At 50.9% G+C, this 12,349-nt stretch carries 7 protein-coding genes; all 7 read right to left on the bottom strand.

Annotation, left to right across the window (positions count from 1 at the left end; translation table 11 throughout):
- Window position 1: 1 nt before the first annotated feature.
- Window positions 2-3,097: a VWA domain-containing protein gene (locus LX98_RS01965; protein ID WP_496427301.1), complete on the bottom strand. Its 3,096-nt coding sequence runs from the start codon at window positions 3,095-3,097 to the stop codon at window positions 2-4.
- Between the two features lie 168 nt (window positions 3,098-3,265).
- Window positions 3,266-3,592 (bottom strand): DUF167 family protein, encoded by a 327-nt coding sequence (locus LX98_RS01960; protein WP_496427300.1) that lies wholly within the window; start codon window positions 3,590-3,592, stop codon window positions 3,266-3,268.
- 666 nt (window positions 3,593-4,258) lie between these two features.
- Window positions 4,259-5,047, bottom strand: coding sequence for a CbiQ family ECF transporter T component (locus tag LX98_RS01955; protein WP_496427299.1), 789 nt, complete (start codon window positions 5,045-5,047; stop codon window positions 4,259-4,261).
- A 77-nt stretch (window positions 5,048-5,124) separates the two neighbouring features.
- Window positions 5,125-7,539 (bottom strand): energy-coupling factor transporter ATPase, encoded by a 2,415-nt coding sequence (locus tag LX98_RS01950; protein WP_496427298.1) that lies wholly within the window; start codon window positions 7,537-7,539, stop codon window positions 5,125-5,127.
- Window positions 7,540-7,792: 253 nt separating this feature from the next.
- Complete coding sequence (locus tag LX98_RS01945; protein ID WP_496427297.1) at window positions 7,793-9,349, bottom strand: 5'-nucleotidase C-terminal domain-containing protein; 1,557 nt, start codon at window positions 9,347-9,349, stop codon at window positions 7,793-7,795.
- 48 nt (window positions 9,350-9,397) lie between these two features.
- Window positions 9,398-10,624 (bottom strand): SUMF1/EgtB/PvdO family nonheme iron enzyme, encoded by a 1,227-nt coding sequence (locus tag LX98_RS01940; protein WP_496427296.1) that lies wholly within the window; start codon window positions 10,622-10,624, stop codon window positions 9,398-9,400.
- Window positions 10,625-11,007: 383 nt separating this feature from the next.
- A complete protein-coding gene (locus tag LX98_RS01935) occupies window positions 11,008-12,297 on the bottom strand; it encodes a 4Fe-4S dicluster domain-containing protein (protein ID WP_312644303.1) in 1,290 nt (429 codons plus the stop codon).
- Window positions 12,298-12,349: the final 52 nt, after the last annotated feature.

Below are 12,349 nucleotides of genomic sequence, written 5' to 3'. Positions count from 1 at the left end.
CTCATCTGGCCGTAAGCCGTTGATAAATTTTCGGCAACTTCATCGGAAGCGATTCGACTTCATCGACAACTACATACCCAATCTCCCCATACATCCGTTTCACATAATCGGTTGGCGCTTGGTCAATGGTAATGCAGAAGGGATGGACGCCTTGAAGACGAGCTTCACGAAGAGCCATTTTGGTGTCTTCAAGGGAATATTCATCCGCATAGTCATCATCTAATGGTTTCCCATCACTGATCAGGATGAGAAGCCGGACTTTCGCCGCTTGCTGTTTCAATCGCTGCGTCGCATGTCGTATCGCCGCGCCATCACGGTTCTGTTGTTTGGAAGTTACTCCGCTGATTTTCAAACCGACACGCCCTCCAGGTCGTTGGTCAAAATCTTTCAACACGTGAATGTCCACCGATTGCCGGGATTGCCCGGAAAAGCCGTATATCGCGTATTGATCGCCAATTGCGGACAACGCTTCTGAGAGCAGGAGCAAGCCTTCCTTTTCAATCTCAATGACGGGACGCGCTCGAGTTCCAATCTGCCGTCCGGTCGACCCGCTCATATCCACCAGAAATGCCACCGCAACCTGTCGATCACGTTTTTGTCTGGTGGCATACACCTGATCAGAAGAATCGTTTCCTTGGCGTCGATCAACCATCCAATTCACCAAGGCATCCAAATCAATGTCCTCCCCATGTGATTGGCGCCCCATTCGACGAAAAGCTTCCGGACGAATCGCTTCAAAATAACGGCGGATGAGTCGCACCATCGGGCCATACACTTGAAACGTTTCATCTACAAAGTCTGGTGACCCTTCACGGCCTGCCTGTTCGATTACCCGGCACCATTGTGGTCGATAGTCACGTACCGTCCCATCCCACTCTTCATACAGATACTCCCCCTCACGGAGACGAGTTCCCGGTTGTCCATCGCTCGGACGAAACGTCGGTTGAAACCACTGTTGCATAGGTGATTCACCAAAGGTTGGTTTCTTCGGATCTTGCGAAGGATCGGATTGGTGAGGAGATCGGCGCTCAAATTGGCTGGGTGCGTCTCCCCCAGCATTTTCACCCATTGCGGCAACTTCATCCAGTTGCCCTCCTGTCTGTCCTTTCGACGCCTGTTCTCCCTCTTCCCCTCCTTTGACGTGGTCTGGATTGAGAATGCCCCGATATCCCCAGTTACTCAAAGGCTGATACGCCTCTTCTAAGTGTTCGGCCGCCTCAGGTTGGCCGCCTGAGTCGGAAACCCCGGAAGTATTGGAAAAGGGTTCAAGTTCTTGTTCTTGGTTGTGCTTTTCCAGGGTTCCAATCCGGCGCTCCAATTCGTGGTAAAGCCGGTCGGCAAGTTCAACAGATTCATCGACGGTCGCGGTGGGGTGTAAGATCGTTCGGGCAATCTGCCAAATTTCATCAATCACCTCTTGAAGTCCCGGACGAGTGAATTCCTCCTTGGTGAACCCTGCAAACAGCAACAACAATGCGTCCAGCACAATCTCACGAGCCGTCATCCCATGGGAAAGCGTTCGGAGTTCCATGGCTTCCTTTGTCAAAGACGTCAAATCCTCCTGTAATCCTGGGTATTCATGACGGAGCAAAAAATCAATTCGAGCATCCTCCACAATTTCCCACAAATCCCGGATAATCTCGGGTTGAGGGTAGCGTTGAAAGAGATTTCCCAATGTGTGAATGGCTCCGTTGGGACTAAGAACTTCATCGGGGTATCGGGTCTGCACCCGGGTAGCCACACGTTTCAATACTTCAGTCGAGAGCGCATACGTTCCAAATTCCACATGCCCAACTTCATGAGCGACCATGACCGTATACCATCGTCGGTTTCCTTCACGGGTTTCCGATCGCCTCATGACCAGAGGAAGATATACCGTTTTTCCGTCGGCGCTCACCTGAGCTTTCCCGGAGACTGGACTCGTTGACATGTGATTGGCACCAATTGAACCTCCTCCCTCAGGGAGCCCCTCTATGGCCACATCCTCTCCACACAACGCTCTGGCAAACATCTTCAACGATCTGGCGACTTGACGAAGCGACACTCCACTCATTGCCTGCTCGACGGCTGAACAGGCCTGCCGCGTTTCCAGACCAAAAAAGGCGCGTCCAGCCTCAACGCTATACTCAAGGGCCTCCATCCCCTGGCCAAACCACGCGTCAAATACACCGGAATCGTCTTCCTTGCCGGCCAAGACGACCACCTCGGAAACCTGAGTAAAATACGCGAGAGTAGCCTCGGGATCCCGATCCGCTACAAGAAGGCCGAATTTCAAGATCCGAATCTTCCAATCGACCGTCGAGACCCTAGCCAAAACTTCTGGAGCCTTTGCCAAAAAAACTACCGCCTGTTCGGGAGAATGATCTGCGAGGTTCGTACCTAGATCAATGACCCCTTGCTTGACATTCTCATTATGGATCTCAAGAAACAAACTTGGGCTGGCTCGAAAAAACTCCAACGTTCCAATGTAATCAGGCTTTCCAAGGCTGTTTTGAACCATGAGTTTCATGCCAAACCCAATCCAGGACTTTGCCGATCCCAACGGAATAGCTTTAGCAATGGAGGGACACTCCCGGAAAAATTCATTTCCTAATACATAATTCCATTCGGCCAGCTCCATCCCTAGTCGAGCCCATTCCCGAATCTCAGGAAGGCCAATCTCCTCGGACAATTGGGGAAGTACTTTGAACCATTCATACGCACATTGTGGAGCGGACTCATTTGAGCCATCGGCCAACTCCAAGACATGGGCCAACAATTCGTCCCGATTCGACTCTTTTTCCAGAAATCCGAGAATCATTGGGCTTTCTTTGAAATATCGAAGACCGAGTGCGCCAGAGGCCTGAGCGAATGTTATGCCTAAATCCAACCACGGGATGGCACTGTCTAAGCATTTTTTTCGATACACCTCACCAAGGGCCCATACGGCTTCACCCTGTACTTTTGACGAAATCTCTTTTAATTCAATGAGTAACTCTAGAACAGGCAGCCGGAAACGAGGGTCCGCGAGTTGTTCATCGAGACCATGCGCCGTGGTCGCATCAAGTCGGTCGACCAATAACTCATGAAGTTCATCTTTTGGGGTAAAGGAAGACATGTAATTGATTAATAACCGAGGGAGTTAAATGGGTACAAGAAAAGTTCTTACCCAGCACAATCCCATACTGTATTGTAACCACAACTACGGCTGGGCATTATAAAAGTGACTTCAAGGGTTGTAAACTCACCCAACATTCTGCAGATTCTTCTCTTTATCCTCCATTACTCATGGATGTTCAGAATTTTTCAAGGAAACACTTTCCGTCAGGGCTGCTGCTACATCGAATAAGGTTTTCCCTTCAATAAAGATTCGCTTCTGTCTTGAACTAACACCCGATTTTAGCTGCACATATTGGCGGGGAACACCAACATGTTGTGCCAAAAATCGACACAATTCTGCATTGGCCTGACCTTCTACCGGGGGAGACGCTACGCGGATCTTCAAGGCGTCCCCATGGAGCCCAACAATCTCCGTTTTTGACGCTCGTGGCTGAATATAAATTCGAATTTCTATACCTTCTGATTTTTTTATCACGCACCTGGCCCATTCCATGTAAAACTTCCTATTATCCAATACAAATTTTCGACCTTTTTTAATCAAAAAAAAAGGTTGATACGAGAGAGCAAAACAAAAAACAATATCACATAAACAGCAATAATATATTAGCTTTCAATATGTTATGCCAGAAACCCACCTCTTGACATGAACCCAGTTGGTGAGTAGAATATTTTTAGATTGATAACGGTTATCATTTTCGAAAGGAAAATCATTCAGTAACGGATTTTTATGTTTATCTGTATCTGCAAAGGTATCAAAGAATCCGATGTCCGTGAACTTGGGCAAGCAGGTGTCACTTGTCCCTTAAAGCTTGCGGACGCCCTCGAACTTAATGACAAACGGCAGTGCTGTGGCCGTTGCATCAAAAAAATATCAAAATTTGTCGCACTCGCTGAGGAAGAAACGTCCTGCCGACACACACCCATGGTAAGTTAGGGGTTTCCGTTCCTACCACCCCACATCCGATTCCTTTTAATTCCTTCTCAGGTCTATTACCTTCCCTCTCCACGAGAAAAGCATTGTTTGTAAAGCTTTTGGGGAAACAATCTTCCAGGGTCAACCTTATCCAGCCAGCATTTGCCGCATCGCACAATGGATGGAGGACTCGTTTTGTTATCCATGCCTATAGGCACCCGGCGAAATGATGCAGATCTCGAATTCTTAAAATCGCACATCAAGCGTTCCAATGCCCTGCCATCGCATCCAGATGCCTACCACGACCAAAATCAGCATCACACTCAGAACCGCATAGTCTTGGATACCCAATTTCCCCGTAGAGTAAAAATGCCGTGTCGCTAAGGGATGGAACCCTTTGGATTCTAAAGACATGGCCAGTAGATTTGTTTGACGAAGGGCATGTCCAATCAATGGGATCACCAGAGGCACATACTTACGAATGCGTTGCAGAATTCCGCCCGTCGACACATCTAATCCGCGTGAGCGCTGCGCTTGGACCACGCCCGCCCCTGCTCCCAACAACATTCCCACCCACCGAAACGCAAGTGAGAAAACAAACCCTGCCCGTGAAGGAAGCCCTAATTGCTGAGAGGCCTGCGCGAGTTCTTCAACCGACATCGTCGAAAGTAGCCAAATTCCAGCCCAGAGCATAATTAACAATCGCAAGCCCATGCCTAAGCCAACCATGACGCCTTCCCAGGTCACTCCAAGCCCATGCAAGAGGGGCACAGGTGTCACACCTTCGACAAAGAAAGGCCAGAGCGCCACGCTATAAAGAAAGAGGAGAACCGTCAGCATCCACATTTTCCTCACATTGGCCCACGCGCCAGACAAGGCTAACCCGCTCATTACGAATCCCAATAGCACCAGCAAGAAGAACGGATCCGAAAAACAGAGAGCTAGCCCAAACACCCCAAGCACCGTCAGAACTTTGGTGCGTCCGTCTAACCGGTGCATCCACGAATTCCGGGAAAGATACAAGGAAACAATCATCCGTATTTACCAGGCCGTACGATTCTCACGCACCCCAAACACGCTCTCTATTATCTGAAAAGTATCGGCCACAAGTTTTATGGAAAACCTGGTCTGCAGGAAGCCTTCACTTCGTCCACCGTTAGCAAGGTCTGTCCCCATCGTTGGCTAAAGCGAGAAATGGCCGGAATCTCCAATGATGCGGATTGGATCAAGCCCGGATCAGCAAAAATTTCACGGGGGGTCCCATCAGCAAGAATTCTCCCAGTGTGAATTAACAAACAACGCCGGGCATAGGCGGCAACAAGCCCCATCGAATGAGTGATCATCACAATCGTATGCCCCTGTTGGTTCAATCGACGAATCATCGCCATCATCCGGTCAGTTTCATCAGGATCAAGTCCTGTCGTCGGCTCATCAACAATCAACACAGCCGGTCTGGTAGCCAACACGGATGCGACCGCAATCCGCTGTCGCTCTCCTTTTCTTAGGGAAAACGGATCTAAGTCTCGGCTTCCCTCAAATGGCAATCCCACAGCAGCCAGCGATTCTTGCACCCGATCGACAATCTCATCGCTTGAGCAACCCATATTCTTGGCGCTGAAGGCAACTTCTTCCCAGACGGTATCCGCGAAAATTTGATGATCAGGATTCTGAAAGACTAATCCGACGCGCCTCGCCAATTCATTCATCGAGGTGGTGCGGGTATCCATACCGTCCACAACAATAGTGCCGTGTGTCGGCATCAAGAGGCCATTGAGCAATCGTGCAAGCGTACTTTTCCCGGATCCATTCTGACCCAGCAAAGCCAGAAAGTCTCCTGGACGGATGGTAAATGACACCCCATCCAGGACCGTCTGTTCTTCATACCGGAAAGATACATGGTCAACCTGAATCAAGGGCAAAGCCATGGTTGACTTTCTCGCCGGCAGGTGACCCACACGGAGGGAGTCATCCAAGACCGCCGCCGGAGGAGACAGACGAAGATTCAATACCTCAGCCTGGGTCCAGGCTTCCTCGACCGAAATAGGCAAGTGTTCCACGCCCCATTCTTCAAAACATTCTGTCAGGGCGAAGGGTCGAAGACCATAATCCCGCATCAACCGAGGCTGTCGCAACAAGGCTTCAGGTTTTCCCTCCCAGACGATTTGCTCCTGATCTAAAACTAGAACCCGATCTGCTTGCAAAAGATAGCCATCATCATGCTCCGTCATAAGCACGGTAATCCCGTCTTGTCGAAGATTTCGTAAAACCTCCCGCAATTGTGCTCGCCCTGCCGGATCATAATCTGAACCGGGTTCATCTAAGACCAACAGCGCCGGTTCCTGCACGAGCACAGAAGCCATCACCAGACGCTGCCTCTGGCCACCGGACATTCTCATGGGATCACGATGGGCACAATCGCCCAACCCGATTTGACTGAGGGCATGAACGACCCGCCGTCTGACCTCGTCCGAAGAAAGCAGGGGGTCACGGTATTCCAATGGATGAAGCAGTTCCCCCTCAACGGTCGTCGCTACAAGCTGGGTATCAAAATCTTGAAACACCAGGCCGACCCGTCCGGCCTGTTTCCACACGGGGTCATCCACGGTTTCACGTCCCTTCACCCGGAATGTTCCGGAGAAAATCCCATGAATCATATGAGGAATGAGACCATTACAGGCATAGCATAATGTGGATTTGCCACTTCCACTCCTGCCTAACAGAACGACGAGTTCCCCAGAAGCCAGAGAAAAGGAAACATTCCGGAGAACCGGCGCTGAACCCGAGGCGTATTGGAAGGAAAGTCCACGACAGTCCACAATAGCGTCGTCGAGATGGTCATTCGCCTTCTCGGTCCCCATCGATTCAAATGACCGCAGAGTTTTGGAAGGATGAATATGGGAAGAATCTGATTCTCGAATATCTTCATACCGTAATCGCCACCGTTGCACCCTCGGATAGAGAAAACCCAATAATGGAGGACCGAGGAACAAGCCCATTACCACATTATTTAAAAAAATCGCTGGAGCGAGAATAACGAAGGGTAATAACCCCAACCACTCCACTCCCCACGCAATCATTCCGGCACAAGCAGCTGAAGCAATCACACATACCACGCCATATTCCATCATCTGACGCCAAGATTTTCCCAAAGGCGGCTGCCCGGAGGAGAACCACCCCAAATGCCCCCATAATACATACGGAAGATACCCAAAAATAAAATTGCCTAATAATCCAAAAAAACTTGCCGGCCCTAAGGTGCCGAAACAATCTCCGATGACATTGCCAATACCTGCACCCCAGGCCGCAGCGGGACCAAACAACAGCGATGCGACGATGGGAATAGCATTCGCCGGGCGTAATTCCACAAAACCAGGAACAATCGGAATGCCGGCTTTAAAGGGAATAAGAATCGCCGCATAAATTGCGGCAATCTGAGCCGTCAGAACAATCTGCCTGGTATCCCGCCAGACAGCCAGCAAGTCAGCCCACCATCTTCGTGAATCGCGAGCATCTTGAGGAAGAGACATGAATATATGAAAAGCCCCTAAGACGTGAGGTATGCAGATGACTGATGAATCATGAATCTTTCGATTGTCGATCCTAATCTGGCTTCCGAAGCGACATGTAAAAAGAAAAAGAATGAGGCAACGCCTCAATCATGTAGACACAAGGAGAGTAAACGGGGAATTTGAGAGCGATCAATGAGCTGCGCCTTTACACGGCGAAGCGCTCGAGCGGGTAAACATGAAGCCGCTCAGCGAAGACAAGGAGCCATTGACGTCATTTTTCTTCGTTCCCAATCATGAACACCATACGATGATCAGCCTCCGCATAGAGGGGACCTTCAGCTAGGGCATTCAGCAACAGATCTCTCAGGGGGATTTGATGATCCGTTCGGTGTGTGACGTGCGTCAACATGTCATAGCCGTCCCCGCCGTCAGCCACAAATGCGTCCGTCGCCACGGTATAGGTTTTGGAAATATCCAACGGCACACCTCCAACCATAATGCTTCTCACACGAGACCCGACAGGAGCCTTTCCTTGATATGTGACCTGGAGACCGGAAATCTGGAAGAACCGGCCAGAATGATTCGGCCATTGGCTCACACTATGCTCTAAAACCTCATGAAGCATCGCTCCCGTCACATGGAGGGTCACAAGAGCGGAATCAAAGGGCAGTACCGACAGCACATCGCCAAGTGTTACCGGACCGGGTTCCAGACTGCGGCGAATCTGTCCGGCATTAATCAAGGCGATATCCGTGCCCAACGTGTTTCGCATACGATCGGCCAACAAATTGCCTAGATTGGCTTCTTGGGTCCTGATAACCGGTCGATCGCCCTGGAGCCGCACTGATGCCTCCCCCAACACCTGGGTGGCATGCCGGGCAAACCGCTGTCGATATTCATTTAAAAGTTGTTGGACCTTCGGCTCTACTGGAACCGCCACCGTCACTGGAATATTATAGGAACGCGCCTGGACCACCGATCCGTCTGAAATCGTCAGATCTAAACGCCCGATTGTTCGTCCTTGACGATGCGTCTTCACATACACCGATCGGGGTCGGGTCACGGTTTCAACGGGCTCCATCAACCCGGGAGCATACAATCCGTCAAACCCTTCAGTATGTCCACCGATGAGCACATCCACCCCCTCAACGGTCTCCAGAATTTTTAAGTCTTCTTCACTATCTTGATGCGTGAGGGCAATGATCAGATCAACATTGCCTTCCTTCCGTAAACGCAGAGCCTCCGCTCGAAGAGAGCCAATCGGATCCACCAACGATAATTTCTTTGCCACATCCCGGTTAAAAGTGCCGGGAAAATTACTTTTCCCGACAATACCTAAGACCCCGACGACCACATTCCCCAGGCGAGTGACAAACGAGCGGCGGCAAGGCAGGAGCGATTGCTCAGACTGAAGATTCGTGCATAAAATGGGGAAATCGGCCAACTCGACCAATGTGCGAAGATGGTCTATCCCATAATCAAAATCATGATTTCCAGCCACCATCGCGTCATAGCGGATCAGATTCATGGCCAGAATATCCGGTTCACCGCGAAACCAGGAAGACAAAGCCGTTCCAATAAGGATATCCCCGGAATCCACCAACAAAACCGGCCCGCCTTCTCGCCGTACTTCTTCGACAATTGTGCTTCGCCTGGCCAACCCCCCAATTTTAGTTTCCCCGGCTTGATCAAGCGGAAGCGCAACCCCGTGATGTTCACTCGAATGCAAAATCACCAACCTGTCAGTCGCGTGGGCTGAATTCCCCCAGAGAATCAAGATAAGGAGGAAATACCCCCAATACCCTGCGTTTTGTAGGATCTGTCGCATAGAACGGTTCAAATCAAAACGCACACGGTGGGGGTTCAGCGTCATGCATTAGGATTGCACACAACGAAACCCGATATGCGCATAGGGGTAACTTTGTCGAAACCAATTTCGAAATGATCGGCGCAAGAGCCGGCTCGCGGTATGAGGACCACCACCTTTCACCACATAATGATCCTGGTCAAAAAATCTGGCCGAATAGCCAGGGTAGGTGGGAAGGGGCGAAAAGCCGTGAAAAGGATGAAAAAGAGTCGATGTCCATTCCCAGCCGTTCCCCACCATCTGAGCCACTCCAAAACCATTGCGCTCATACGACTGGCTTGTAACCGGAACGGGATCCCAAGATTGAGAATCAACATTTATGTTTTGAAACATTGACGCCTCATCACCCCAGGGGAAGGGCCGTTCAATACCAGCCGGAGTGCCAAAGGCTGCGCGATGAAATTGCGCCTCGGTCGGGAGGGTCATCCCGACCCAACTTGCATACGCTTGCGCCTGTCGATGCGTCACATACACAGGCCAAGATTTTGGTAAAGGGATCTCTTGGAACATTGTTCGCACATACCAGGCATCCCCTCGTTTGACCCAAAAGGCCGAAGGTTCCCCACCATCCTGGACAAATCGCAAATATTGTTGGTTCGTCACTTTATACCGGCTGATTAAAAACCCAGGAACAGCCACTTCATGTTGGGCGAATTCGTTGTCCCAGCCAAACCCCTCGTCCGGCTTCTTCCCCAAGGTCGCAATCCCTTCCGGGACTTCGATCATCTCATCCTTGGCCGTTTCATCTGAGATTGAAAAAGATGAGACGGGAGAAAAATTGGCAGGGGGGGTCTTGTGCTTCGAATCCAAATGGTGCAGTAAATAGGCGTTGGTCTCAGCATGCATCAGACGATGTTCAACCGCCATATGAACAATCCATTCTGGAACAGATGACAACAGGCGATCCACTTCTTCACGAGCACGCGCATTGTATCGGTACACCTCATTGACCGTTGGCCAATCGGAGGGTTGGTCAACGGGAAAGCTTCCAAGAGAAGGATCAATGCCGGCTTCAAATAATTGATCAAACGATTCATGAAATGATGGCATCCCCAATGTCCACCGACCAATCTGATTCCAGTCAAAAGCCTCAAGATGTCCCAAATAGAAAATTAAGCGGTTTCGCTCAGGAATGGGACGCTCATACATTGCCTCGGCACGCATACACGAAAATAATTTATCAGTGCGTGACCTGGCCGACTCCAATTCTCTCTGCAATTGTGCCAATTGCGACATTGCGCCTCCTCAACCGAGATACAGCTAAAAATGGCTCAGCAAACGACTTTCACAAGATTCTTTGACTCACCAAACTAACTATACCAACTCATCTCCCCCTAGAAAAGTTCAATGAACGGGAATCAGAATCCCAACCAAAAAGGGGAACAAATCCTGTCGTTAATAGAATACCGACCAAGTTTATCTCAAATTGAAGGATGAGGGTTTCACCATTAAAGGTTGTTCTATGCAAGGGAAAAGGCACCCCACAGCCGTCAGGTTAATGATTAACATTGACCTTCTTTTCTCCCAAATACCTTTTCAACGGGGTAAACACGCAAAAAAAGAGCAGGGGACGACGCATGTCGCCCCCTGCTCTTCGGGCTCCCCTCTGGGCTACCTGCTTACAGCCAGTTCACCCGCTCCGCCGGGCGGATGTAAATCGGCTCTTCCACTTGCTGCCGCACCGCTTCCTTGCCCGATTTGTTGAACCCCAACACCGTGTCGTTGTACATCTCAAACTTCCGCCCATGGATTTGGGTTTCAAACACTTTCGGCCCCGGAATCACGTCATACCGGAAGATGATCTGTTGGCTTGCCCGCCACAACTGCAGCACCGCCAACAACTCCCGGCTCGGCACCAGATACTTCTCAATCGCATTATCTACCCCCGGCCCGAACATCTGCCGGATGTAGCCCCGCGGCGCCTGCCGCGGCGGAATGTAAAACCCGTTGGGTTCCGTGCCCCATTGCGGATACAACGGCAACGCCACTTGTTCCACCCGGATGGTATAGTACAACGGATTCCAGCGATCTTCCGCCCAGAGCCCGTCATCGCCCACCTTCACCAACCCTTGCAGCCGGATCTTGCCCACGCACGCCGCCATACACCGCGTCTCCATCGGCTCGCCCCCCGTTAAGGGGTCTTTGCCTTCCACCCGCGGATAGCACGCTATACACTTCTCACTCACCCGCGTCGTGCCCCGGTACATCGGCTTTTTAAACGGGCATTGCTCCACACACTTCTTGTACCCCCGGCACCGGTTCTGGTCGATCAACACAATCCCGTCTTCCGGCCGCTTGTAGATGGCCTTCCGCGGACACGCCGCCAGACACCCCGGATACGTACAGTGGTTACAGATGCGTTGCAGATAGAAGAAGTACGTCTCATGCTCCGGCAAGCTGCTGCCTTGCATTTTCCACGGCTCTTCTTTCGTGAACCCCGTCTTATCCACCCCTTCCACGATCGCCCGCATCGAGGTGGCCGTATCTTCATAAATATTCACAAACCGCCATTCCTGGTCGGTCGGGATGTAGCCAATGGCCGCCTGCCCGATCTTGGCCCCCGCATCAAAGATCGTCATCCCTTCAAACACCCCGTACGGCGCATGGTGTTTGCGGCCCACCCGCACATTCCACACCTGCCCGCCCGGATTGACCTGCTCAATCAACTGCGTGATCTTCACATCGTAGAACTGCGGATAGCCCCCGTATGGCTTCGTTTCCACGTTGTTCCACCACATGTATTCCTGCCCTTTGCTGAACAGCCACGTCGATTTGTCCGCCATCGAGCAGGTTTGACACGCCAAACACCGGTTGATGTTAAAGACAAACGCGAACTGCCATTTCGGATGCCGCTCCTCATACGGATACAGCATCTTTCGTCCTAACTGCCAGTTATACACTTCAGGCATTGTCGTCCTCCGTTTCGGTGAAAATTTCGGGGCTGTCCCGGCCGCGTCGGCC

The organism is Nitrospira marina (assembly GCF_059568365.1).
This window is presented reverse-complemented; position numbering and strand designations above follow the sequence as displayed.

Coding starts and splice junctions, on each gene's coding strand:
- LX98_RS01965 (WP_496427301.1), bottom strand. CDS start 3,097: ATGTCTTCCTTTACCCCAAAAGATGAACTTCATGAGTTATTGGTCGAC.
- LX98_RS01960 (WP_496427300.1), bottom strand. CDS start 3,592: ATGGAATGGGCCAGGTGCGTGATAAAAAAATCAGAAGGTATAGAAATT.
- LX98_RS01955 (WP_496427299.1), bottom strand. CDS start 5,047: ATGATTGTTTCCTTGTATCTTTCCCGGAATTCGTGGATGCACCGGTTA.
- LX98_RS01950 (WP_496427298.1), bottom strand. CDS start 7,539: ATGTCTCTTCCTCAAGATGCTCGCGATTCACGAAGATGGTGGGCTGAC.
- LX98_RS01945 (WP_496427297.1), bottom strand. CDS start 9,349: ATGCGACAGATCCTACAAAACGCAGGGTATTGGGGGTATTTCCTCCTT.
- LX98_RS01940 (WP_496427296.1), bottom strand. CDS start 10,624: ATGTCGCAATTGGCACAATTGCAGAGAGAATTGGAGTCGGCCAGGTCA.
- LX98_RS01935 (WP_312644303.1), bottom strand. CDS start 12,297: ATGCCTGAAGTGTATAACTGGCAGTTAGGACGAAAGATGCTGTATCCG.